The sequence below is a fragment of the Janthinobacterium sp. UMAB-56 genome, assembly GCF_900095265.1.
Lineage (GTDB): Bacteria > Pseudomonadota > Gammaproteobacteria > Burkholderiales > Burkholderiaceae_D > Janthinobacterium.
In genome coordinates this window covers 39910-65940 of record NZ_LT607662.1, presented here as the reverse complement: position 1 = coordinate 65940, position 26031 = coordinate 39910, and the positions used below count along the sequence as shown (strand labels likewise).

14 protein-coding genes are annotated in these 26031 nt (G+C 67.1%); 3 read left to right on the top strand and 11 right to left on the bottom strand.

Annotated features, from left to right (window positions below; translation table 11 throughout):
• Positions 1-10: 10 nt before the first annotated feature.
• The 10 genes from K0F85_RS19770 to K0F85_RS19725 form a co-directional block, all read right to left on the bottom strand.
• Positions 11-1045 (bottom strand): ABC transporter substrate-binding protein, encoded by a 1035-nt coding sequence (locus K0F85_RS19770; protein WP_257572903.1) that lies wholly within the window; start codon positions 1043-1045, stop codon positions 11-13.
• A complete protein-coding gene (locus K0F85_RS19765) occupies positions 1033-2670 on the bottom strand; it encodes a response regulator (protein ID WP_257572902.1) in 1638 nt (545 codons plus the stop codon). The genes K0F85_RS19770 and K0F85_RS19765 overlap by 13 nt, the downstream gene beginning before the upstream one ends.
• A gap of 122 nt (positions 2671-2792) precedes the next feature.
• On the bottom strand, positions 2793-4991 hold the full coding sequence (gene paoC / locus K0F85_RS19760; RefSeq protein WP_219117649.1) for an aldehyde oxidoreductase molybdenum-binding subunit PaoC: 2199 nt from the start codon (positions 4989-4991) through the stop codon (positions 2793-2795).
• A gap of 4 nt (positions 4992-4995) precedes the next feature.
• A complete protein-coding gene (locus K0F85_RS19755) occupies positions 4996-5955 on the bottom strand; it encodes a xanthine dehydrogenase family protein subunit M (RefSeq protein ID WP_219117648.1) in 960 nt (319 codons plus the stop codon).
• Positions 5952-6608 carry an aldehyde dehydrogenase iron-sulfur subunit PaoA gene (gene paoA / locus K0F85_RS19750; RefSeq protein ID WP_219117647.1) on the bottom strand — a complete coding sequence of 219 codons (657 nt, stop codon included), beginning with the start codon at positions 6606-6608 and terminating at the stop codon, positions 5952-5954. Before paoA ends, K0F85_RS19755 begins: the two co-directional genes overlap by 4 nt.
• 76 nt (positions 6609-6684) lie before the next feature.
• Entirely contained in the window at positions 6685-7395 is a 711-nt protein-coding gene (locus K0F85_RS19745; protein WP_219117646.1) for a sigma-70 family RNA polymerase sigma factor, read from the bottom strand.
• Positions 7392-20000, bottom strand: coding sequence for a filamentous haemagglutinin family protein (locus K0F85_RS19740; protein ID WP_257572901.1), 12609 nt, complete (start codon positions 19998-20000; stop codon positions 7392-7394). Before K0F85_RS19740 ends, K0F85_RS19745 begins: the two co-directional genes overlap by 4 nt.
• Positions 20001-20143: 143 nt before the next feature.
• Positions 20144-21127 carry a FecR domain-containing protein gene (locus tag K0F85_RS19735; protein ID WP_219117645.1) on the bottom strand — a complete coding sequence of 328 codons (984 nt, stop codon included), beginning with the start codon at positions 21125-21127 and terminating at the stop codon, positions 20144-20146.
• Positions 21128-21135: 8 nt separating this feature from the next.
• Entirely contained in the window at positions 21136-21708 is a 573-nt protein-coding gene (locus K0F85_RS19730) for an RNA polymerase sigma factor (protein ID WP_219117644.1), read from the bottom strand.
• Complete coding sequence (locus K0F85_RS19725) at positions 21705-22442, bottom strand: hypothetical protein (RefSeq protein WP_219117643.1); 738 nt, start codon at positions 22440-22442, stop codon at positions 21705-21707. The genes K0F85_RS19730 and K0F85_RS19725 overlap by 4 nt, the downstream gene beginning before the upstream one ends.
• A 209-nt stretch (positions 22443-22651) precedes the next feature.
• On the opposite strand from K0F85_RS19725, the gene K0F85_RS19720 reads away from it, so the two are divergent.
• The 3 genes from K0F85_RS19720 to K0F85_RS19710 are packed head-to-tail and all read left to right on the top strand — an operon-like array spanning position 22652 to position 25508.
• Positions 22652-23668 (top strand): M14 family zinc carboxypeptidase, encoded by a 1017-nt coding sequence (locus K0F85_RS19720; protein WP_219117642.1) that lies wholly within the window; start codon positions 22652-22654, stop codon positions 23666-23668.
• Entirely contained in the window at positions 23665-24468 is an 804-nt protein-coding gene (locus K0F85_RS19715) for an alpha/beta fold hydrolase (protein ID WP_219117641.1), read from the top strand. The genes K0F85_RS19720 and K0F85_RS19715 overlap by 4 nt, the downstream gene beginning before the upstream one ends.
• Positions 24459-25508, top strand: a complete 1050-nt coding sequence (locus K0F85_RS19710; protein WP_257572900.1) for a serine hydrolase — start codon at positions 24459-24461, stop codon at positions 25506-25508. The genes K0F85_RS19715 and K0F85_RS19710 overlap by 10 nt, the downstream gene beginning before the upstream one ends.
• 3 nt (positions 25509-25511) lie before the next feature.
• Here the strand turns inward: K0F85_RS19710 and K0F85_RS19705 are convergent.
• On the bottom strand, positions 25512-26031 hold a 520-nt coding region (locus tag K0F85_RS19705; protein ID WP_219117639.1), incomplete at its 5' end, for a YbfB/YjiJ family MFS transporter.

Here is a 26031-nt window from a genome sequence, read left to right as displayed (position 1 = left end):
GGTGGCTTTCTCAATGAATGACCGTCACGGCCGATGGCGCCACGGCTTCCAGGCCGTCCAGGTAGACGGCATCGAGGAAGTTCGGCATGTCGGCGCGCTCGGCCAGCCGGTTCTTGATGGCCCAGCGCGCCTCGTCTTCCAGCGCCAGCAGCAAGCCCTGGTCGAGCACGACGCCAAACCGATAACCGTGCCAGGCCGCTTGCAGGCGCGCCGCCTCGCTGGCCGACGCCGTGGCAAACAGGGCGCGCGCGGCGTCGGGTTCGTCGCGGCAAAAGCGCGCGCCGGCCAGCAGCGCGCGCAACACCTTGCGCATCGTGGCCGGGTGACTGCGCACATACGCGCCCGTGCCGGCCACGTTGAACAGGCCCGCATACACGTCTTCGCCATAGAAGATGGCAGCATTGCCTGCAATAGCATGCGTCATGCCCGTCAGGAAGGGTTCCCAGCCGGCCGCCGCGTCCACCTCGCCCCGGACCAGCGCACCGGCCAGCTGGTCCGGCGTGTAGTTGCGCAAGCTGACTTCAGCGGGCAGCAGTTTCTGGCGGTTCAAAAAGGCGTCCAGCGTGAAATGGCCGGAGGTGCCCACCGTGACGCCGATGCGCTTGCCTTTCAGGCTGGCGGGCGTGGACACGCCGCTGTCCAGGCGCCCGACGATGCCGTGGTCGCGCTCAGCCTCGAAAATGCTGGCGATGATGACGACGGACTGGTTTTTCAGGTTGGCCAGCACCACGGGGATGTCGGACACGGTGCCCAGATCGGCCCTGCCCTGCAGCACGGCTTCGATCGACGCCTTGCCCGAGGAATACGGTTGCAGCAGCGCGTCGATGCCTTCGTGCGCGAAATAGCCCTGCGCGCGCGCAGCCAGCACGGGGCAGCTGCCCACGTATTGCGCATTCACGGCCAGACGCAGCACTTCCACGGGGCCGGGCGACGGGCCGGAGCGGGCATTCAGGCGCCAGACGGCCACAGCGGCCAGTGCCAGCATCAGTGCGGCCGCCAGCCAGATCGCCCGCCGCACCGGCGCCTCGCCATTCATGCGCTGCATGGCGCGGTGGCCGACTCCAGCGCGCTGTTGATGGCTTCGGAAAACGCCGCCACGTCGATCGGCTTGGTGAGATAGCGGTAAAAGCCCGCCGCCAGCCCTTGGCGGATATCACCCGGCCCGGCCACGGCCGTCAGGGCGATGACGGGGATATGCGCGGTGCGGGGATCGGCGCGCAGCAGCTGCATGACTTGCGTGCCGCTGATGCCGGGCAAGTCGCTGTCCATCAGTATCAGCTGCGGCAGGTGGCGGCGCGCCAGGTCGAGGCCCGTCTGGCCGTCGCCGGCCGAGAGCAAGTCGAGATCGGGGCGAAAATGGATCAGGCTCGCCACCAGGGCCTGATTCAGGGTATTGTCGTCCACATACAGCAGCGTCTTGCGGTCCGGCTGCGCCATCGTTTCTGCGGGCCGGGCAATGGCGGACAGGCGCACACTTTCCTGCGGCGGCTGGCGCGCCGGGCAACTGGCGATATCGAGCCAGAAGGTGCTGCCGTGCCCGGGTTTGCTGGTAACGCCTATCCTGGCCTGCATGGCTTCGGCCAGGCGCTTGCTGACCACCAGCCCCAGGCCCGTACCCTCCTCGTCGCGCGCATCGCGTCCCAGGCGGTTGAAGGGCTGGAACAGCGCTTCGAGCTGCGCGGCGCTCATGCCGCCGCCCGTGTCGCGCACGGACAGGCGCAGCTGCCGCGCGTCGACGGGCTGGCAATCGACGTGGATCTCGCCCTGTTCCCGGTTGTACTTGACGGCGTTCGACAGCAGGTTGAGCAGCACCTGCTTGAGGCGCGTACGGTCGGCCAGCACATGCACGCCGCCCGTTTCGACGAACGTCAAGGTGATGCCGCGTTTGTGTGCCAGCGGTTCCATCATTTGCCAGCATTCGTGGTAGATGTCGGCCAGGTCAACGGCTTCCAAAGTCAGCGACATATTGCCCGATTCGATCCTGGCGATATCGAGGATATCGTTGATCAAAGTCAACAGATGCCGGCCCGCGCCGAAGATGTGCGAAGCAAAGGTTTTCTTTTCCTGCGCTGTCGATGGAATGGAATCGGACATCAGCATCTGCGAAAAGCCGAGGATGGCGTTGAGCGGCGTGCGCAGCTCGTGGCTCATGCTGGACAGGAAATTGGTCTTTTCCTGGTTCGCCCGCTCGGCCACTTCGCGGGCCAGCTGCAAATCCTTGTTCATGGCGTCGAGTTCGGCCGTGTGCTGGCGCAGCAGCAACTCCAGGCGCGCATTGGCGATGCGCAGCTGGCGCGTTTCCAGCGCCCGCGCCAGTATCAGCAGGATGCCCGACACCTTGAACGGCTTGACGACATAGTCGAGCGCGCCCGCCTTCATGGCCTGCACGGCCGAGGCGATCGTGCCTTCGCCCGTCATGATGATGCAGGCCAGGTCCGGATCGATCAGGCGCGCAGCTTCCACCACGGCGATGCCGTTCATGCCCGGCATCATCAGGTCGACCAGCAGCAGGTCGAACGCTTCGACGGCCAGCAGTGACAGCGCCGCCTCGCCTGAGGCCAGCCCCGTCGTGTCATACGCCTGCCCCCGCAAGGTGTCGCACAGCGCGCGCACATGGGCCAGCTCGTCATCGACGATCAATATCCGCGGCGGCATTGATGAGCTATTCATGCATTCTCCTGGCGGCATGACCTTGCGGACCGGGAACTTGCCCCGCAGCATGCGTTCCGAGCATAGCACTTGAAAATTACCAAAAATACACGCTTTGTCACGCGCATGGTGGCGCGAGGGAGCTAGGCGACGTCGGGAAGTCCCCGCAGCAGCTTGTCCAGGGTCAGCGGATAGTGGCGCACCCTCACCCCCGTGGCGTTATAGACGGCATTCGCGATGGCCGCCGCCACGCCGCAGATGCCCAGCTCGCCCACGCCCTTGGCTTTCATGGGCGAGGACATGGGGTCCGTTTCGTCCAGGAAAATGACGTCCTGGTGCGCGATGTCGGCGTGCACGGGCACTTCGTAGCCGGCTAGGTCGTGGTTGACGAAAAAACCGCGGCGCCGGTCGACCACCAGTTCTTCCATCAGGGCAGCGCCCACGCCCATGGTCATGGCGCCGATCACCTGGCTGCGCGCCGCTTTCGGATTCAAGATGCGGCCGGCCGCGCACACGGCCAGCATGCGGCGCACGCGCACTTCGCCCGTGTCGCTGTCCACGCCCACTTCCACGAAATGGGCGCCAAACGTGGATTGCTGGAATTTTTTGTCCAGGTCGCCGTATTCCATATGGTCTTCCGCCACCACATCGCCATGCAAGGCGGCGGCAGCGAGCGGCACGCTGCGCGCGCCTTGGCTCACTTGTCCATCCGAAAAGCGCGCTTGATTTTCGTCAAAGCCCAGCTTGACGGCGATGGCCTGGCGCAAGCGCACGCAAGCCGCGTACACGCCCGCCGTGGAACTGTTGCCGCCCCATTGCCCGCCCGAACCGGACGAAACGGGGAAATCCGAGTCGCCCAGGCGCACGACGACACGGTTCAAAGTCACACCCAGCATTTCCGCCGCCGTCTGGGCGATGATGGTGTAACTGCCCGTGCCGATGTCCGTCATGTCCGTTTCCACCGTGATCATGCCGTCCCCATTCAGGCGCACCCGGGCGGCGGACCGCATGACGAGATTGTTGCGGAAGGCGGCCGCCACGCCCATGCCCACCAGCCACCGGCCGTCGCGCCGCGTGCCGTGCTGCGCCTGCCGCTCCTTCCAGCCGAATTCCACGGCGCCCGTGCGCAGGCAATCGATCAGGCGGCGCCGGGAAAACGGGCGACCGGGTTTTTCCGGGTCCACTTTCGTGTCGTTCAGGATGCGCAAGACGATGGGGTCCATATCCAGCTTTTCCGCCAACTCGTCCATGGCGATTTCCAGCGCCATCAAGCCCGGCGCCTCGCCCGGCGCGCGCATGGAGTTACCTTCCGGCAAATCGAGCACGGCCAGGCGCATGGCCGTCATGCGGTTTGCTCCCGCGTACAACAGCCGCGTCTGCATCACGGCAGTTTCCGGCTGGCCGCCTGTGAGGTCGCCCGACCACGATTCGTGGCCGATGGCCGTGATCTTGCCGTCGCGCGTGGCGCCGATGCGCAGGCGCTGGATGGTGGCGGGCCGGTGCGTGGTGTTGTTGAACATCAAGGGCCGCGTCAAGGCCACCTTCACGGGGCGTTGTGCAGCGCGTGCGCCCAGGGCCGCCAGCAGCGCTTCGGCGCGCACGAACAGCTTGCCGCCGAAACCGCCACCGATATAGGGCGAGACGATGCGCACCTGGTCTTTCGCAATGCCAAGGGTGCGGGCCAGGTCGCCCCTGCTCCAGTCCACCATCTGAGTCGCCGTCCAGAGCGTCAGCTTGCCCCCCTCCCAGGCGGCAATCGAGGCGTGCGGCTCCATCATGGCGTGTGACTGGTCGGGCGTCGTGTAGCTGGCATCCAGGCGCACGGGGGCATGGGCAAAGGCGCCGGCGAAATTGCCCGCCTTACTGTCGGGCTTGCCATCCTTCGGCTTGGTGGCACTGTCCTTGGCCTTGGCCAGGTCGAACGCGCCCTGCTGCTCGACATACTTGACGTCGAGCAACTGCGCGGCCGAGCGGGCTTGCTCGAAAGTGTCGGCCACCACCAGCGCGATGGCCTGGTGATAATGCGCGATTTCAGGGCCGCCCAGCAGATGCGCCGTGTTCATCTTGCCTTTGCCCAATTTTCCTGCAGATTGCGCCGTCACCACGGCCAGCACCCCCGGTGCGCGCCGCGCGGCGCTGGTATCGATGGAGGCGATGCGCCCCTTGGCGATGGCCGCGCCGACGACATGGCCGTAGGCGGCATGCGGCGCGGCGGCGTGCTGTTCATACGCGTATGGCGCCGCGCCCGTGGTTTTCAGGGGACCGTCGATGCGATCCGTGGGGCGGCCCACGACTTTCAGCTGGTCGATGGGGTTGGTGGTGGCAGGTGTCGTGAATTTCATGGACTTAGCCTTTCATTGCTGGAGTTTGCCTCAACACGGATGCCACGGTCCGCTGCGCCAGGATGACCTTGTAGGCATTGTCGGCAGTCGGCTTGGCGCCGGCCAGCAGGCGTTCGTTCACGGCGGCGGTGCCAGCGGGCAGCGCCTGCTCCGCGCCGGCAACCCGCCACGGCTGCGGCGCGACGCCGCCCAGCGCCAGCCTGCCCGTGCCATCGGGCAAGATAATCGCCGCCACGGACACCAGCGCGAACGCGTACGAAGCGCGGTCGCGCACCTTGCGATAAACGTGCGTACCGCCGACGGGCGGGGGCAAGGTCACGCTGGTGATCAGTTCGCCCGGCTGCAGCACCGTTTCGCGCTGCGGCGTGTTGCCCGGCAAGCAGTAAAAGTCGGCAATCGGGATGGTACGCACGGCGCCGTCGGCCCGCACGGTATCGATGCCCGCGTCGAGCACGCGCAGGGCCACGGCCATGTCGCTCGGATGCGTGGCGATGCAGGTATCGCTGCCACCCAAAATCGCCAGCGGCCGGCTGAAACCCGCGATGGCGGAGCAGCCGCTGCCCGGCACGCGCTTGTTGCAAGCCTGGTTCGTGTCATAAAAATACGGACAGCGCGTGCGCTGCAGCAGGTTGCCCGCCGTCGTCGCCTTATTGCGCAATTGCGCGGAAGCGCCCGCCAGCAAGGCACGCGACAATACGCCGTAATCGCGGCGCACGGTGGCGTGGGCCGCCAGCGCCGTATTGCGCACCAGGGCGCCGATGCGCAAGCCGCCGTCCTTGGTTGCTTCCACCTGATCCAGCGCCAGGCCATTGACGTCGATCAAATGCGCGGGGGTTTCGATTTCCAGTTTCATCAGATCGAGCAAATTCGTGCCGCCGGCGATGAACCTGGCGCCGGGCGTGCGCAAGGCTGCGGCCGCCGCCTCGGCCGGCGAGGCGGCCTTCTGGTAGCTGAACACTTTCATGCCACCCTCCCGGCCACCTCGGAAATCGCCTCGATGATGTTGGAATAGGCGCCGCAGCGGCAGAGATTGCCGCTCATGCGTTCGCGCAACTCTTCCGGCGTCGCCTGCGGAGTAGCGTTCAAGTCCGCGCTGACGTGGCTGGGGATGCCCTGGCGGATTTCTGCCAGCGCGGCGACGGCAGAGCAGATTTGCCCCGGGGTACAGTAGCCACATTGATAACCGTCATGCGCGATGAAGGCCGATTGCATCGGGTGCAGCTTGTCGGGCGTGCCCAGTCCCTCGATGGTGGTGATGCGGGCCCCCTCGTGCATCACGGCCAGGGTCAGGCAGGCGTTGATGCGCTGGCCTTCCAGCAAGACGGTGCAGGCGCCGCACTGGCCGTGGTCGCAGCCCTTCTTGGTGCCCGTCAGATGCAGGTGTTCGCGCAAGGCGTCGAGCAAGGTGGTGCGCGTGTCGAGTTCAAGGCTGCGGCGCTGGCCGTTGATATCCAGATTGACCTTCATCAGGACGGGCGGCGCCTGGCTGGCCCGGGCCGCAGCATGGGCCGCTTCAGCTGCCCCGGCCACGCCGGGCACGGCCCCGGCCGTGGCCGACAGCGCGCCGGCGATCAGCAAGCCGCGCCGGCCGGCATTGATGTGATTACACTCTGTCATCTCGCGCTTCCTCCTGGCTGTGGACTGGTTGGGTGGGCGCATGCAGGCCCGAAGTGCCAGTCTGGCGGCAAGAGTGTTACGCGTCCGTACGCGAACGAACGTTCAGCCTCAGGCTGCGGCGGGTCGTGCCGACGCCCCCCTGCGCCGCATAGCCCGTGTGGCGGGCGCAGTGATCGAGCGCCTGGCGCAGGGCCGTATCGACGTTGCGCAGCGACATGTCGTGCCGCTCGGCCACTTCCTGGCGGGAGAGCTCGTCCACGCGCAGCGCTTCGAGCACTTGCCGGTGGCGCCGCGGCAGCAGCTCGACGGCCTGCGCCAGACGCTGCAAATCGGCCTGCAGCTCGGCCAGGCGTTCCGGCCCCGCCGCCGTATCGGCAAGGAAGTCGACCAGGCCAGCCTCGCCATCGCCCTCGTCCGCATACAGCCAGGCGCGGTTGCGGCGCAGGCTGTCCATGGCTGCATTGCAGGCCACGCGAAACACATAGGCGACGGGGCTGTGCGCCAGCGGCGCCCCATCACCCGCCGCCAGCGTGCCCAGGCGCAGCCAGGCGTCGTGCAGGCTGTCGCTGGCCAGCTCGGCGCAACCCAGGTGGCGCGTCAGACGCCGGTGCAAGCCCCGGTAATTGCTTTCCAGCACAGCCTGCATCTGCCTGCCCTGCCCCGGCAACGACGCTGGCGCCATGTCGTTGGCCGCCCGCAGACGGGGCCGGATGGCCGGCCGGTAGCAGGCCATGCCTGCATGCCCCATTGCGCGCAAGGGCAAGGCTACGGCCAGGCGGGCCATCATGGCGACAACCTGCTGCGCTCTTGCGCCGTCAACTGGCGCGTAGCCGATTCCGGCAGCGGGCCCAGGCCCAGCACGCGCACGGCGCTGCGCGGGTTGTAATCGGCCGCCTCGATGCGCGCGCCATCCTGCGGGACAGCTTGCACGCTGTCGGGCGGCGCGTCGCCGCCAAAGCCCAGCACGCGCACCGTAAACACGGAGGGTTGCGCCGAGCGGGTGGCGGCGCGCTCGCGCTGCACCACGTCCTGCGCCGCCGCCGTGGCCTGGGAAGCGGCCGCGCTGGCGTTCGTCATGGCGGCTACATTGACGGCTGCCAGCGTCGGCATGCCCTTGGACTCGCCCTTGACCTGGATATTCGCCGCGTTCATCACTGTCAGCGCGGCCAGGTTGACGTTGCCCGAGACGCGGATGCCCGCCTCGCCCGCGTCGATGGTGCCCAGCGGCGCCAGCAAGTCCACGTCGCCGGCCGGCACTTCGGCAATCGGCGCCAGGGTGGCGATGCCGGCACCCGTACTGGGCACGTCGGACGACAGAGTCACGTTACCCCAGTTGTCATACACGCGCTTGGGCGGCGTGTAGACGATGGTCGACTTCGAACCACGGCCCGCGTTGATGTCGCCTTGCGACGACCAGCCCAGGATATCGCCGCCAAACGTCGTCATGACGCGGCTCTGGCCCAGCAAGATGCTGCCGTGCGAGAACAGGTCGATATTCCCGCCACCCTTGGTGATGACACCGGAGGTCGACGGCGGCGCCTCGCCTTCGATGCCGAACACCTGCTTGCCGCCCGGCGTCAGCAGCGCGATGTCGCCGCCGAAGTTGGTGTGCACGTAGCCGCTGCGGGGAACGATGCGGTCGTTTCTTCCCGAGTCCGGGTTGTAGAGACCAAACGTGCCGCGGTACATGACGATGTCGCCCGCATAGGAAATCGTCTTGCCGCTGGCGCCGGTGGCCGGTGCCAGGCCGGCGATGGCGTTGCGGCTGCGCAAAAAGCTGCCGTAGCGGGCGCTGTCCCGGTCGTTGTACTCGCGTCCGCCCGCCTTCAGTTCGGCGAAATACACCTTGCGGGCAAACACGCGCTGCTGCGGCTCGGGCAACGCCAGGTAAAAGGCCAGCGCTTCGGTGGGCGTGCCCTTGAAGCCGTAGCGCTCGACTAGCCAGGTCGCCAATTCGGTCTCGTACGATTTCACCACCTTTCCAGCCTGGTCAGCCAGCGGCACGCCCGTCTGCGCCACGTTCGCCGGGTCAAGATAGGGTTTGACGAAGCGCAGGTAGTCGAGGCCGGCCGCGCCCACGCCCGCCTGCATGGCGATGCCGGCGCCCGGACGCTTGTCGCCCTGCACAATGGGACCGAGGCTGACGACGCTGCCCTTGTCCTGCATCAGGATATTGCGCCCGGCGCTGATGTCGAGCGTGCCGGGACCGGCCACGTTGAAGGAGCTGGTCAGGATATCGCGCCCGGCCGAGACTACCGACACGTCATACGCATTGTTATGCACAAACAGATTGCTGCTGTTGTTGAATAACAAGTCGCTCTCGCTGCCGCCCACCCCCTCCAGCAACGCCGTGCCGCTGCTGACGATGTCGCGGCCGGCCTTCATCCAGACCGGTTGCGCACCCTCATACCAGGTGATGCCTGCATGCTTGGCGTCGTAGAACTCGACGATGCGACCGACGTTGACGCCGAGCAAATCGCCCTGGACGGCATAGATGCGGGCCGCCTGCGTGCCGCTGTTGCCAGGGCCGACGGCCGAATCTGGACCGAAGGCGAACAGCTGATATATATCTGCCCTCGCCGGCACCCCCGTGCTGGACAGATTGCTGGCCAGGGGACCGGTCGACCACGAATTCGGGGTCAGGGCGAGATAGGCGGGCTTGAACGGCGTCGCCATGCTGCCCGCCGCCGCGCCGGACTGGCCGATGGTAAAACCGCCAGCATAGATGGAGTCACCGGCCAGCCACTGCAGTTGTGCATTGGGCGAAGGCGCCAGCAGCAAGGGTGCCGCATAGCTGTTGGCAGCATTGCTGTTCACGATCGCCTTGCCGTAGTACAGGCTGCCATGCGCGGCGGCAACGCGCACGATGGATGGGTAGATGGTGGCAAAGTCGGTTTCCGTGCCGATCGACGCCGTCAATGGCGTCAGATTGCCGCCGGCGGAGAACAGATCGAGCGCCGTGCGCGGCGTCCACAGGCTGAACCAGCTGTTGCCAATGCCCAGTTCGCCCGATGGCGCAAGCGCCGATGTCGGGTTGACCATCAGTACGCGACCGGGATCGGCCACATCCTGCAGCACCTGGTCGCCCAGGGTCGCCACGCTGAACGTGGCGTCGCCCGGCACCAGCGTCATGCCACCCTGCGGCGTGGCGCGCGTGGCAGTGAAGGCATCGTAGGCGCGTGTTTCTTTCGGCGCGTGATCGGTACTTTGTGTGCCATATTGCAGCTTCAGGCTGCCCAGCTGCGCGGCCGACGTTTCCGCGTGGCCGCGCAAGTCGACCAGGGCGCCATTCATGTGGTCAGCATTCGACGTGCCTGCCGGGTTGATGGCGCCGCCCACGCGCAGGTCCAGATCACCGCCGCCCGTCAACAGCATGCTGCCATCGGCAGTCACGCGGCCCGTACTGCCCACGGCCAGCAGCAAGCCCTGCGAACGGGTATTGATATTGCCGTCATAGCTGCTGCCCTGCGCGAGCGCCAGCGCGCCGGCGTCACCCGCCACGTCGGCGCGCAAATTGCCGCCACCCAGAGTGCCAAAACCCGTAAAGCCCAGGATGTCGTCGGCCAGGGTGCTGCGACCCACATAGGTGCCGAAATTGACCCACCATGCCACCGGCTGTGACAGGCCGCCGATGGCGAGACCACCGCTGCCCTGGCGCCACAGCCAGTGGCCCACGGCCGTACTGTCGTAGCCCGCGTCAGCGGTAACGGGACGCAAATTGGTTGCGGCACTGCGGCCCAACAAAGAACCCGTCAGGTCGCCCGCTACCTTCAGCAGCAGATTGCCACCCTGGTCGGGGTACCAGGCGCGGTAAATGCTATCGGCGCCGCCATCGACCAGGTGTTCATGCTCGCCGTCCGGATTGTTCAATACCTTGCCGTCGGCATTGCGCGCCCGCGCCTGGTTGAACGGGTCGCCTGGCAACGTCGCCGTGGACGACATGCCGGCCGTGTACACGCCATACAGGCTGTCCATGCGCAAGTCGCCGCCGCTGACCAGGTCCAGGTCGCCCGTGCCCGTGCGCAGCACGCTGTAGCGCAAGCTGGACGCCTTGTAGTTGTAGCTGGGGCTGGACGTGCCGCACCAGGTGGGATACTCCTCGCACATGGTAGGCCAGCCCAGCGCCACAGGGTCGAGCATGTCACCCGCCTTGACGCTCGGGTCCGCGAACTCTTCCTCGCCGGTCTTGGTCCACACGTAGGCTACCTTCAGCACGCACATGGTCGGGTCGCCGGCGCAGAGATCCACGATATTGGTACCGAACTGGCTGAGGAATTCGTCGGTGATAATTTCACCGGCCACGATGCCGTCGATGCCCAGATCCGCAGCCTCCTGCGTCCAGTACTGCACGCCCTTCGGCGGCACCAGCACGCCGTACATGCCGTAATGGCTGTCGGCCAGGCGCAGGGTGCCATGCTCGGGATGCGCCTGCACGCTGCGCGTGTCGGCTGCATCGAGGTCGGCGCCGGCCACCAGGCGCATGCCCCACGCTTGCGAGCCTTCGGCCAGCATGGGCGCGATGGCCCACAGCTTGCCTTGGCTGCCCGCCACTTCCGGACGCAGCTCGATCGACTCCACGCCGGCCATCAGCTTGACATCGGTGCCGGACGGGATCAATGAGCCCACGGCCAGCGCCAGGTTGCCGTTGAGCGCGAAGACCGAGCGTTCGCCCGCCACGCCAGGCAGTGGCACGCCCTTGGGCCAGGTCATGGCGCTCACTTTCACCGTTTGCTTGAGCACGCTGCCTGCGTCAAGGCGCATGCCGGCGTCCAGGGTGTGCGCCGTGGCCAGCAGGCTGCCGGCCGCATGGATGATATTGCCGGCGCTGTCGCGCACGGCCGCAGCCAGCACCGTGCCGGCCGGCAAGGTCACGGCCTGGTCCAGTGCCACGGCCACGGGCAGGCGCGTATTGGCGAGCAGATTGAAGCCCTTGAGGGGCAAATCGTAATTGAGCACGGCGCCGCCCGGGAACAGGGTGCCGTCGGCCACGGTCACGCCCTGGCCCGGCACGATGACGTCACTGCCATTGATGTCGCGGCCCGGCAGCAATACCCAGCCTTTGTCGTCCTTGGTGGCGGGCGGCGGCGCGAAGCCGTCGTTGATGCTGCCGTAGATGCTCAAGTCGCCGCCGGCGCGCAGCAGCAGGCTGCCCACCTCGCCCGAACCGCGCACGCCCGTCTGCTGGAAGCGCGGGTTCAGGCTGGCATAGCGCATGTTTGAGAGATCCAGGTCGCCCTGTACCACCAGGTCGCCGTCCGGCGTCTGGCTGACGATATCGACGCCAGGGCGCAAGTGCAGCGCATCGGCATACGCGGCCGTCGTCAAGCCCGCCAGTTTGCCGTTGCGCAAGTTCGTGTTGGCCAGCGCCGCATCGATGAAGGCCGTGCTGTCCGCATGCTTGCTGTCCAGGTACGCCTGGTTGATCACCTGGTACGGGCGGCCGCTGGCCGACAGGTCCGTGGCGTAGGCCGCGTCGTCATAGCGCTGCATGGCGTTGACGGCGATGGATTTCGCGCCGCGTATCGTCAAACCGCCGCCTGCCGCAATGGCGATATCGCCAAAGGTGGCAGCGTCAACGTCCGTGCGGGCGCCGCCGCTGCCCAGGCGCGGCGCGTTCAATTCAACCGTGCCGCGCGCGGCGCCGTCGTATTCTCCCTTGCCCTTGCTGGCCACAGCCGCTGTGCCGTGGCGCACGTCGATCTGCGCGCCGCCGGCCAGAGTTAGCAAGCCCTCGCCCGAATTCAGTTCTACGATGGCGCGGTTCGGGCTGTCGATGATCTTGCCATAGCTATCGACGCGCAAGAGCGTGCCGTGCGCGTCGAGCACGGCGTTATCGGCCAGGGTCAGGCCCTGCTTGCCGGCCAGGCGGATGCTGCCCACGCGCTCGCCGCTGGCATCGATGGTGCCGGCCACGGCCAGGCGGCCGTTGTCGACGGATACCTGCACTTCACCGGCCTTGAGTTCATTGCCTATCGTCAGATCGCCCTGCTTCAGCTGGAAGCTGCGCCCGCCCGTCACGCCGCCTTCGTTCAGACGCGTGTTCAGCGCGGCGAACTGGCTGTCCAGCGTGCCGCCGGTGCCCAGCGTTTGCGCGCGCACGTCCACGCTGCCTTTCTTGTACGGCACCACGGTGCCGCCCGCATCGTAATTGCCGCTGGCGCCGCCCAGGATCTTGCCCTGCAAGTCCACCATGCCGGCCGCGCCATCGAGCGCCACGGCCTTCAGGCTGCCGGCGCGGTTGTTCTCGGCCGACAGGTCGATCACGGCGCCGCTAGCTGCGCGGATATCGCCGGCGCGGCTATCCAGGGTGACGTCGCCGCCCCAGCTGTATTTATCCACGTCGAAGAAGGTGCTCTTGCGGCCCGCCATGTCGATGCGCGCAGCGTCGGCCAGACTGATGTCGTGCTGCGCGCTGATAGTCAGCTTACCGCTAGGCAACACCACCGCCGTGGCCACGCTCACGCTGTCGCCGTTCAAGGCCAGCTGGGCGCCCAGTCCATCGTTGTTCTTGACGGCAGCCGCTGGCGCCGCGCCGGCCGGCGCCACCACCGTCAGCGCGCCGCCCGCCGTATAGCTGTGCGCGGAACCGGCGTCGCCCGTCAACAGCGGCGTGATGATGTTCAAGTTGCCGCCGCCGTACTGGTAACCCTTGCCCGTTTCGTAGGCGCCCTGCGCCTGATAGACGGACAGGCTGCCCTTGTGATTGGCCGTGACCTGGCCCGACGCCTTCAGGTTGACGTTGGCAAAACCCAGCGCCAGGCGGTCGAACGAGGCGACGCCGGCCGGTTGCGTGAACGGGCCGAAACCGAAATCGATGCGTTCCGCTTCCAGGTTCAGGGTGCCGCTACCCGTGCCGGCGCCATGCGCAATGATATTGCCGGCTGGCGACAGCGCGCCGCCCCAGACCAGGTTAGCCGTGCGGATGGTGGCCACCGTGCCGGCATCGCCCTGGCCATACATGGCCGGCGTGGTCAGCACCAGGCGCTCCAGCGTGGATTTGCCCGTGGTCTTGTCGTAGGTATCGAGCACCACGTCGCCATAGAAATTGACGCCGTCTGCCGCACTCAGCATCAGCGCTTGCAGCGCCGGTGCGCCCGTGCTGGTATCGCCGCGCAGCAGGCGATCCAGCACGCCCTGGTTCAGGGCCAGGCCGCTGGACCGCGTGCCGCTGGCCTGCGCCGCCGCCAGCGCTTCGCTGCTGCCCATGTTGATGGCACCCACGGACAGGCTCAGGTTGCGCGTACCGTAGCGGGCCGAGTCGTCCAGCTGGAAACTGCCATTGGTCGACAGCAGCAGGGTGCCTTCCGAGTACAGGCTCGCCGTACTGGTGCCGGCGCACGCGTCGTCGCACACGCCGATGCGGATGCCGCCACGCGCCGAACCACCGACCGGCGCCACATTGAGCAAGCCGTTCGAGGCGGCCAGCACGTGCATGTCCGCGCGGGTCTTGTAGATGAAGCCGTCGTTGGCGTCATACGCGGCCTTGCCCCGTCCCAGAGTGCTGATGCCCGCGCCAGGCGCGATATCGATCACGCCATCGCCCAATTCGTAATTGCCCGGGTCCTGGGCCACCAGGAATACCTCGGGTGCCGACAGGACGGCTCCCGCGCGCAGGTAGATGGCACGCGCCGAGTTGACACTGAAGTTCACGTAATTGCCGCCCTGCCCGTATGCCACCGTCGGTGTGTTGCCCACCACAATGCGGGCCGCACCAATATTGTTCAGGCTCGAGGCGCGCACGCTGACCAGCCCGGCGCCGCTGGTGGCCGGCGCGCCATCGGCGAGAATTTCAATCTCGCCATTGGAGACATTGCTCGATCCCAGCATCACTGTGCCGCCATAGCCGCCTTCGGCTGCGGCGAACTTGCCGGTGCCCTTGAACTGGAATGTGTCCAGGCCGCCATCTTGTGCCAGGGTCAGCTTGAGCGTCTTGGCATCGGACGGCAGCATCGCGCGGGGAATGCCGCGCGTCTGCGCATCGGCCAGGGCGAAGGCGGCATAGCCCGTTTCGTTGTACTGGGAATACGTGCGCAAGACCTTGGCCGGCGTGAGTATCAGCTGGCTGGCCAGCGGCGCGCGGATGTCCGTGCCGGCAATCGACAGGGTACCGGGCGCGGCCCAGGAGCCGTTGCGCAGCTGCTGCGCCAGGGTGCCTGCACTGCCCTGGCCCGCCAGGCCGTTCAGTTCGACGCGGAAGGCGCCCGGCAGCAAGGCATAGGTCGAGGGCATCAGCGTATAGGTGCCGGCGGGCAAGCCCGGCACGCCGCTGCCTATCGTCACCTGCCGGCCCACGGCCGCATCGGCAGCACCCTTTTCGCCACCCACAGGCGCCTGCGGCGTTTGCACGCCCGGCACGATGGCGTACACAGGGTTGGTCGTCAGTCCCGGCAACACGAAACCGCCGTTCGCGCCCACCTGCACCAGCGGATGGGTACGCGCGTCGGTGGAACCGCCGCGGCCGGCGATGAAACCGGCGCCCGTCAGTTCGCCGCCGCCGGACAGGTCGAGCAGCGCGCCCGGCCGCACGTCGACGGCCATGCCGGCCATTTCCACGCCGACGCGCAGGCCGCCCTGCGCACTGAAGCCGCCCACGCCCATAAGGGAGGTCAACTTGCCATCCACGTTCCAGGCCTGGCCATCGACGGTGCCGCCATACGGCATGACCAGGCCGGCACCGCTGACGGAGGTGACGCTACCAGGCAACAGATTGACCGTCAGGCTCTTGTCATTGTTATAGCCGGCCGCGCCGATCGACAGGCGGCCCAGCGGCGCGCGCACCACGCCACCCTGCTCGATATGCGCAGCGCCCAGCTCCAGCGAGCCGAAGGCGGAATACGGCATGGCCGGCACGCCATCGGTCGTGCGAGCAATGTTCAGGCTGCGCGCGGGGTCGTAGCCCATGAAGCCATTGAGCTTGGCATAGCCGGCGCGCACGGCGGCGCCGGCGCCCGTTTCCGGATACAGCTGGGCCGCAGTGAGGGTCATGTCGCCCGGCGTGGACAACACCGTCGTCGCTTGATTGCCATCCCAGCCCAGCGGGGATAACAGGAAACGCAGGTCGCCGCGGCTGAACAGGCGCACGTCGTCGGCGACGATATTGACCAGGCCGCGTACATCGATCAGGTCGCCTTCAAAGCTGATCTGCCTGGCGACTGGTGTTTGCCCCGCCGTGCCTGGCGTGACATAGAAATCGCGTCCGACCGGCTTGACGCTGGCCAGGCGCACATAGGGTGCGGCCACGCTGACACGCGCGTCGGGAGAACTGCCGGGCGCCAGCGCCGGCGCGCCATACAGCTGGAAGCTCTGCTGCATTTTCAGCGACACGTCGCCGCCAAAGGTGACGGCCCCCAATAGGGCCAGGTTGCCGAAGCCGCCTGCGTCCACCTGCTCCACCGACAGGCGGCCATGGCCATACTGCAGTGTTTCCGCCGCATCCTGCGCGCGCACATTGTCGGCCAGGTCGCTGGCAAGCTGGCGCTGCGTGAGTATCATCTGGCGTCCCTGCAGCACCTGGGGCGTGGCCAGCACTTTCAGGTATTCGGGCGTGCCCGTGGCCACGGACAGGGTGCCGCCCGCCGCCCCCGCACCGCCCGCTTTGGCCAGCAGCTGGCCATCGAGGTACAAGCCATTATTCGACGCCAGAGCGATGCTGCCGCCCGCGCTGGCCACGTCGATGGCGTCGCCGTTCACGTCCAGCACGGCGTGCGCGCCGGAAGCGTCGAGCACGGCGCCGTCGCGCACGACGACAAACAGCTTGGCCGCCGAGGTACTGCCCTGCGCATGGTCGATCTCGCCGCCGATGACGATGCTGCCGCCATCGATGACCTTGCCATAACGCCGGCCCTGCGCATCCGTGGCCGTGACGGCGCGCGAGGCGACGTCCAGCACGGCGTTCTCGCCGATCCACAGGGAACGGCCATGGCCGGCTGCTTCCACGGCGTCAGACACATTCGGGGCGACGTCCACGCCGCCCAGGCTGATCTTGCCGCCCCAGGCATTCAAGCGCCCTTCCACCGTCAACTGGCCCACGCTGGACAGCTTGATGGCCTGGCCCGCATCGACACTCAGCACGGCCCCCTTGCCCACCAGCAGTTCGGCGCTGGCCATGTCGGCCGCATCGGACTGGACATCGCCTGCCTGCAGGGCCAGGCTGGCGCCCTTGCGCTGCGTCAAGGTGCCCTTCAATGCATTTTCCGTGTAGTGATCCGGCGTCCACAGAGCCAGGCTCTCGTTGTCCACCACGCGCAGCACGGGCATGCGCACGTCTACCTGCGTGCCGTCCGCTACCGTCAAGGCCTGCTTGCCGAGCAGGCTGTAGCTGGAAAAACCCTGTTCAAAAAAGTCAGCTCCCAGCTGCAAGGTACCTTTCTGTGCGGTATCGGCTGGGCCGACCAATATATTGTTTGCCTGCAGCTCCAGCTTGCCGCCGCCGGCAACGCCATGGCCGCGCACTTGCGCGCCCTCGCCCAGCACCAGGTCGGCCTTAGGCCCATAGCTGGCCACGGTCACGTTGCCGCCCTTGCCACCCTGCTGTTTCGCCTGCGCCAGGATGGCCGCGCCCGATGACACGTCGATCAGGCTGCCATTGCCGATACGCACGTCGCCAACCGCGCGCAACGATACATTGCCACCGTTCAAATATGGCAGGCCGGCGGCGGCCAGCGGGTCGCGCAGCACATTGGCCAGCAAGCCGCTGGTGTCCAGGCTGACGCCATCGGCCAGCAGCAGCTTGCCTGCGGGCGCGCCCGGATCGACGAAGGTGTCGAGCATGCCCAGCGCGCCGATCTGCTGCAGCACGTTGCCGGCCATGATGCTGCCGCCACGGCTGCGCAGGCTGCTATTGATGGTCACGTCCTTGCCGAACAAGGTGAGATTGCCACCGTCGGCCACCTGCAGCGCGCTGTCGACCGTGATCGCGCCTTTCGCGGCGATGCGGATGGCGCCCAGTTGCTGATTGTTTAACAGATTGGTGTCGAGCAGCAGCCTGCCCTGGCGCTCTGCAGCCAGCACGTCAGCCACCTCGAGGCCGGCGGCGATACCGTCCTGCACACGCGTCAGGCGCACTTCGTCCATGACGGCCGACAGCACATGCTGCAGCACGCCCGTGCGCTTGTCATACATGGGCTGATACTGGCCGACGATCAGTTGCCCCCGCTGCGCGGCGGCAAACTGCGACTGCTGGTAGCCGTCGAGCAGGGCTTGCGGCGCCTGCGCCTGGCGCTCGCCCTGGAAGACCTCGCCCGCGATGCCGCCTTCCAGCACGGCCGACCCGGTGGCGATCACCAGCTTGCCCGCGTCGCGGCCCACCGTGTAGCCGTTTTCCAGGCGCTGTTGCGCCGCGATCAGGGGATTGGCATAAAACGCGCTGGCGTCCTTGCCCCAGCGCGCATGTTCTTCCTCGTAACCCTTGTATACGCCCGCATACGGCAAGTCGGCCGGCGCGCTGCCCGCTTCATACAACTTGCCATCGGCGCCTTTCAGCCAGGTCTGGCGCAGCGCGCCCGTCTGCACGTCCAGCGTGCCGCCGGACAGGTTGATGCTGGAGCCAAGCTGCGTGACGACATCCTTGCCGCCGAAGCTCACCGTGCCGCCCTGCGCCATCCATTCACTGACGGAATGGCCCTGCGTGCCCAGGTAGCCGGCCACTTCCAGCAAGCCGCCGGCCGTATACCAGCGGTCGCTGTCGTAGCCGTTCGTGCCCTTCGGGACGAACACCAGCTTGCGGCGGTCGACCCAGATATTGTTGTTGATCAAGGCCTTGCCATCGCGGTTGACGGGCGCGTCGCGCTGCTCGTTGCCCTGCACATTGATCTCGACATTGTTCGCCTCCATGGCCACCTTCACGCCCACGGCGCCGGAAACGTCGAGCTGGGCGCCATCGCGCAGCAGGCTGCGGCTGGCGGCGTTGACGGCGATCTGGCCGCCCGTGGCCAGGGTCAGGGAATCGCCGAGCAATTCCACCGTGCCGGCGCTGCCGATCTCGATACGCGACTGGTCGCGGCGGTCATTCACGGCGACGATGTTTTCCGTGGTCGTCACGGCCGGACCGCGCATGGCGTCGCGCTGGCTGTCGAGCGCCGTCGTCTTGCCATCGTCCTCGACCAGGATGGCCGTGGTGGCGCCCCGTCCCAGGGTGACGGCCGCGTCGCTACCCAGGGCATTGACGTGGATGGTGCCGCGCGTGGCCGTCGTGGTGGTAGCGAGCAGCACGCCATCCTGGCGCACCTCGCGCCCGGCCAGTGTGATGTCGCCTTCGCGCGCCTGGATCAGGCCAGTGTTGACCACCTTGCCCGCCGTGCTGCCGGCCGTGAACTGCGGCGTGACTTCGCTGCCGCGCGTGGTCGACAGCGGGTTGCCATCCGTGCCCACGCCTTTTTTGATGGCAAAGCTGTCGCCGGCCGCCAGCAGGGCCTGGCCCTTGGGCGTGCCGATCTCGCCCCCATTGTGGACTTCCTTACCCAGCAGCATCACATAACCGCCACCCTCCGTGCTGCCCTTGGGCATATTGCTGGCAATGCGCGCGCCCGCCTGCACCTGCACCTTGCCGCCCGCATCGGTCAACGTCGCGGCGCCGGCCGTGCCGGGGCTGTAAATGCCGTTCTTCTGGAACTGCTCGTCGCCGATACGGGCTGCGGCCGCCACCAGGTTGCGCGTATCGACCTGGCTCGTACCATTGAAAACAATGCCGTTGCGGTTGACGAGCAGCACCGTGCCGTCGGCCTTGATCTGGCCCTGGATCTGGCTGGGACGCGCTTGCGGATCGTTGACGCGGTTCAACACGGCCCAGTCTTTTTGTTGCTGGAAGGTCAAGGTCGTGTCCTTGCCCACGTTAAACGTTTCCCAGTTCAGGATAGCCTTGTCCGCCGTCTGCTGCACCACCACGGCCGTCTTGCCCGCCGCCACCGTTTGCACAGGCGCCTGGGCGTTGAGCCAGCCTGCCGTCAAGGTATTGGTGTCGACCTGCAAGCCGCCCTGCGCCAGCCCATTTGGCACACTGGCGCCGCCGGCTGCCGCCTGGCGCGCCTGCGCCTGGGCCGATTGCTGCGCGGCAATGGCGCGCGCGGCCAGGTTCAGGTTGTTGAGCGAGCGCTTCAATTGCTGGTTCGCCTGCTGTTGTTGACCCTCGGGCCGGCTGCCCAGCGGCAGCGGCTGGCCATTCGGCAGGCGGCCCGAGCTGGCCGCCGTATTTTGCGCCGCGCCCTTGGCCGCGAACCAGCCGCCGCTGAACGCCTGCTGCGCGCGCGCCGGCGTGGTGAAGGCGCCCGCCATCAGCATGGTGGTCAGTGCGTAAGCGAGCGGCGTGAGCCGCAAGCGGCTGCCCAGCGTGGAGCTACGCTGCACGCCCATGTCGACGTTCGGGACTGGGCGCTGGGCAGTGTGAAACTTGGTCATGGCAATGGTTTCCTGGCTAGAGAGAAGGGAGCGGAGCCTGGCGTTAGCACAAGCGTCCATGCCTCCATGACGTAGCCCGATGACGGAAGGGATAATGTTTTTTGAAAAATATTTTGAATTCCCTGCCGCTGGCAAACATGGAATCAACCCAGCAGGACGATGCCTCCTGGCAAGCTGGTCATTTCCGCCCCCGTCAAGTCACGTATCATCGCCAGCGCGCCATCCATCTGGCTGATGGAAAAGCGCATGCGCACCAGGCGGCGCCCCAGTTCGGGATTACGCAGCAGCACCCGGCCGGGCCGGTAGCGGTTGATTTCATCGACCACCTGGGACAGCGGCTTGCCGACAAACGACAGCGCACCCGTGCGCCAGGCGCTCGCTTCGCCGGCCGGCGCGGCCGTGGCCGCCTGCACGCCCCGCCCGTCATACACCAATTGCTGCCCCGCATCGAGGGTCAGCTGGCGCTGTTGCCAGAGCACGTCCACGGCGCCCGCCAGGCAGGTGACGCAGACGGCCTCGTCCGTGTGGCGCACATTGAAGCGGGCCGACTGCGCCAGCAAGCGCCCCGCGCCCGCCACCACCGTGACGGGCTGGCGCGCGCCACTGGCAAGGATTTCCGCCTCGCCGCCCAGCAATTCGATGGTTTCCTGCGCTATCACATTGACGCGCGTCTGCGTATTCATCTGCACCGTCATCTGCTGCGACAGGGCCACTTGCCGCTGCTCGCCCGTGCCCGTGCGGTAGTCGGCGCCAAGCTCTTGCAGCGACGGCCAGGCGCCCAGCGGTGGACGCAGGGCCAGCGCGGCCACGCCGGCCGCCAGCGCGCCGCCGAGAAAAGCACGCCGTCCCGGCCTGAGGGGAAACGCCAGCACGTTCGCCCGCTGTGGCGCTGCGGCAGCGGTGCGCGCCAAAGCGGGGGCTAGCGCCTGCCACAGTTGTTGCTGTTCGCGCCAGGCACGCGCATGTTCGGGGCTGCGCGCGCACCAGGCGCGCAAGGCGTCGGCGTCGGCCTGCGTAAAATCGTCGGCACGCAGCCGTACCCACCAGGCAGAGGCTTGCCGGCCGATGGCAGCGTCGCTGTCGGCATGGTCTGGAGGGACGCGAGGATCGCGGTCAGGAGCAGTCATGGGATTCATCAATATTTACGGCGGCCCGACACATCGCTGCGCTGGGCGGCATCGGCGTCGGCCATGCAGGTTTTACAGTGTTGCATGGCCGCTTGCAATTCTTTCTTGACCATCGCCACGGAAATGCCGAAGCGCTCGGCGATCTCCGCATTGAGCATGCCGTCGATGCGCGCCGCCGTCAGGATGGCGCGGCGGCGCGGCGACAGGCCCGCCAAGGCCACGTCGAGCGCCTGCACGTCGAGACGCGCCGAAACGATGCGCGCCGGGTCGCTGATGTCGTCGCCGGCCTCGTCGGCCATGTGCATCAGTTCTTCGCGTTCGCGCTCGGTGACGATGATGCGGTCGCGGCGGTAGGCATCGGTGGCGATATTGGCCGCCATACGCAGCAGGTAGGCATCGGGATTGTGGACGGGCGCGGCGCTGCCAGGCGCCACCATCGCTTCGAGGCGCAGCCAGGTTTCCTGCAGCGCATCGGCCGCATGGTGCTTGCAGCCGACCACGCGTTCGAGGCGCCAGCGCAGCACGGCGTAGCGCGAACTGAGGTGACGCTTGAGCTTGGTGCGCAGGTCGGGCATGCTCATGGCGCGGACCGTGCCGGCGCACCAGCGGCGCAATCGACTTCGCTGCCAGGGCCTTGCGGCAGCAACAGAATGGAGACGGGTTGCGGCATCGACGGCAGCGGCGCCGCGCCCACGCGCATGCCCAGCACCACGCGCGCGATGGCCGTGTCGCGCGCGCGCAAGCCGGTACTGTCGAGCAGGTACACGCGCTCCACCACGCCGGCGCGGTTCAGGTACAACTGCAGCGCCAGCCGGTAGCCACCCGGGCGCGTCTGCGCCGCGCGGCACAGCAGGCCCAGCAGCGCATGCTGCAAGCGGCTGACATACGCCGCATGGTCGCCGCCGCCCTGCGTGGCGCCCGGTATGTCGGCGGCGGCCACGACGGCGGCCGGCGGCGAGTTTGCGGCAGTTGCAGCGCCGGCCGGCGCATACACGATGACGGCTTGCGCGTCGGACAGGCGCGATTGCAGGCCCGTGCCTTCCAGCAAGGCTTGCAGGGCCGCGCCAGCCGCATAGGGACCGCGCACGGCGGCCGACTGGCGCCAAGCGTCGCGCTGGTCCATCAGCACGGCGATGCCCGTGCGGCGGCTGTACAGGTCCAGCGCATCGCCGAGGTTTTGCGCGGCGATATCGAATTGCAGCATGGGGCCGTCGGCGGACTGCGCACGCACGGGTCCCACGGCCGCCAGGAAGCCCAGCAGAACCAGGTATCCCGCCAGCGCGAGCACATGGACGGATGCCTGGCTGCCTGTCATATTGCTATCGTGTCGCTATCGTGTGAGGGTGGAACTGCGTGGAAACGGGGTATTGCCAAGTAACAATGCTTGCGTCAACTGCAATAGCCTACACAGCAAACATGACGGCTTCGTGACATGCTTGCCACCCATAAATTTCGCCATGCGGGACGTCAGGCGCGGCAGTTATTTCGGCTACACTGGCTGTCACTTTCCCTTTCAGACGCCTGATGATCGAAAAGAATCTGCCCGAACTGGTCATGCTGAAGCGCCTCATCGACGAGGGCGGCAGCCACCTGGAAGTGGCCGCACCCTGCAGCATCGCCATGGATGGGCGCGCATTTCCCGTGTACTCCATCGCCCTGGGCAATCCCAGCCCCGACGTGCCCGTGCTGGGTTTTTTTGGCGGCATCCACGGCCTCGAACGCATCGGCACGCAAGTGCTTTTGTCCTTCCTGGAAAGCCTGATCGCGCGCCTGCGCTGGGATGCCACCCTGCACCAGCAGCTCGAAAGCATGCGCCTCGTGTTCATGCCGCTGGTCAACCCGGGCGGCATGTGGCAAGCCACGCGCTGCAATCCGCAGGGCGTGGACCTGATGCGCAATGCGCCGCTGAGCGCGCGCGAAAAGGTGCCGTTCATGCTGGGCGGACAACGTTACAGCGCCCGCCTGCCCTGGTATCGGGGCGCGGCGGACGGGCCGATGGAGCGGGAAAGCCAGGCCGTGTGCGAGCTGGTCGAGCGCGAACTGCTGTCGCGCCAGTTCAGCATGGCACTCGATTGCCATTCCGGCTTCGGCTTGCGCGACCGCATCTGGTTTCCCCATGCACATACCAAGGTGCCGATAGAGCACCTGGCCGAGATCGGCGCGCTGGAAGAGCTGTTCAGCCAGAGCTATCCCAACCACAACTATGTCTTCGAGCCGCAAAGCCGGCAATACCGCACGCACGGCGACCTGTGGGACTATCTGTACCTGAACGGCACCAGCTACAGCGGACGCGTGTTCCTGCCCCTGACCCTGGAAATGGGTTCATGGCTGTGGGTCAAGAAAAACCCGCGCCAGCTGTTCAACCGGGTCAGCATCTTCAACCCCACGGCCGCGCACCGCTTGCAGCGCGTGCTGCGGCGCCACCTGGTGTGGTTCGATTTCCTCATGCGCGCCGCCAGCAGCCACGGCCGCTGGATGCCGGAAGGCTTGCAGCGCAAGGCGCAGCGCCGGCGCGCCCTAGCGCAATGGTACGAGTCATGACGCCGCCCACCTGGATTTTATTACGCGGCCTGATGCGCGAGCAGCGCCATTGGGGCGACTTCCCCGCCAGCCTGGCAAGCGCCCTGCCAGGCGCCAGCATCATCACGCCCGACTTGCCCGGCAATGGCACGCGCCACGCACAAGACAGCGCCACCCGCGTGGCCGCCATGGTGGAAAGCTGCCGCGCAGACTTGCTGGCGCGCGGCATCGCCCCTCCCTACCACTTGCTGGCCCTGTCGCTGGGCGGCATGGTGGCCGTGGAATGGGCCAGCCGCTACCCACAGGAAATCGCCAGCTGCGTACTGATCAATACCAGCATGCGGCCATACAATCCGTTTTATCGGCGCCTGCGCTGGCAAAACTATGGAGCCCTGCTGCGCCAGTTGCTGCTGGGCGATGCACTCAGCCAGGAAGCGCTGATCTTGCGCCTCACCAGCCGCCGGCATGCTGGCGGCAACCCCGCGCTGCTGGCCGACTGGCTCAGTTACCAGCGGCAATACCCGGTCAGCCGCCGCAACGCGCTGCGCCAGTTGCTGTCGGCCGCCCGCTACCGCGCGCCCGCCAGTCGTCCCGCCATGCCCGTGCTGGTGATGGCCGGCGCACAAGATCAACTGGTCGACCACCGCTGCTCGCAGCAACTGGCGCGCGCCTGGCAGGCGGACTGCCTGATCCACCGCGACGCCGGCCACGACTTGCCGCTCGACGAAGGAGCATGGGTGGCGCACTCGGTGGCGCGCTGGCTGGGGGTGGCAGCGGCGGAACATGAGCAGACCGACACGACACAGTCACTATGCCAATAGCCAACCTTACAGACAGACTGACAGCGCTGGTAGAAGTAGGCGTGCACGACCACATTTTTCCGGGCGCGGCCTGGGCCGTGGGCACCCTTGACCACAGCGTAGCGGGCGCTGCCGGGCGGCTCACGCCCGAACCCGCCAGTGCGGCGATGCAGGTCGACACCTTGTTCGATATCGCATCGCTGACCAAGATCATCAGCGTCTGGTCGCTGATTGGCAGGCTGGTGCGCCACAATCGCCTGGGCCTGGACAGCCGGCTGGCCGACGTGCTGCCCGGCACCCACGGTTATGCGCTGGCACCCGTCACCATTTTTCAGCTGCTCACCCATACGGCCGGCTTGCCGCTGCGCGCCCGCCTGCGCGCCAGTTATGGCGTGGTGTACGACGATATCGTGCGCGGCGTGCTGCGCGAGCCGCTCGAAGGCATGCCGGGCCAGGCCGTGGAATACACGGACCGCGCGGCCCTGATCCTCGGCCTGGTCATCGAGCGGCTGCTGGGCATGCCACTGGAGCAGGCCCTTGCAGAATATGTCCTGCGCCCGCTGGGCATGGACGCCACGGGCTATGGTCCGCTGCCAGCGGCGCACGGCAGACAAGTCGCGCCGACCGAATACTGCGAGCAGGCGGGCACCCATCTGTGTGGCGTGACGCATGATTTTTCGACGCGGCTGCTGGGCGGCGTGTGCGGCATCTCGGGGCTGTTTTCAAACGTGCCCGACCTGCAGCGCTTCCTGCGGGCGACGCTGGCGCCATCAGCCACGCAGCACGGCGAGGTGTTCAACGCCGACTGGGTGCGCGCCTCGCTGACGGTGCAGACGGGCGCCCTGACGCCCTCGCGCGGCCTGTTCTGGCACCCGGCCGCAGGCACGCTGCCGGAAGACGACGTCTGGTGCCACCTGGGTTTCACCGGCACGGCCATCTGGCTCAGCCCCCGGCGCGGCCGCTATGCGGTGCTGCTGACCAACAAGCTGTACTACACGCGCGATTCCGCCAGGGTCAACGCGCTGCGGCGCGACTTCATGCGCTGCGCCTTCGGTCTGTGAGTGTTACAAGCGCAAACTCACAACGAGCGCCAGCAGCAGCGCGCCGGCCGCCGACAAAAGTGCGCTGTTGAAACTGTGGGACTGCGCATACAGGCTGCCAGCCAGCACCGGGCCGATGATCTGGCCCACGCCATACACCAGCGTCATGATGGCCATCATGTTGGCCCCTGCCTTGACGGCTGCCCGCTGCGCGGCCGGCATGGCGATGGTCACCGTGCCGACAAACGTGCCGCCGACGAGGATGGCGCTGAGCAAATAGCCAGTGGCCGAGGGCGCCAGCACGGGCAGCGCCACGCCCAACGCCTGCAGCAGCAAATTGAGCCTGAGTGCCTGGCGCGTGCCCAGGCGCTCGTGCAGCCGGTGCCACAGGAAGCACGAAGGCGCCGCGCCCAGGCCGAAGACGGCCCACACGTGGGCGGCGTTCAGGCCGGGCAAGGCCGCGCCCACCAGCACGGGCAAATACGTGGCCGTGACGATGTAACCGAATCCCGCCAGTCCGTAGAGCAGCACCAGCGGCACGGGC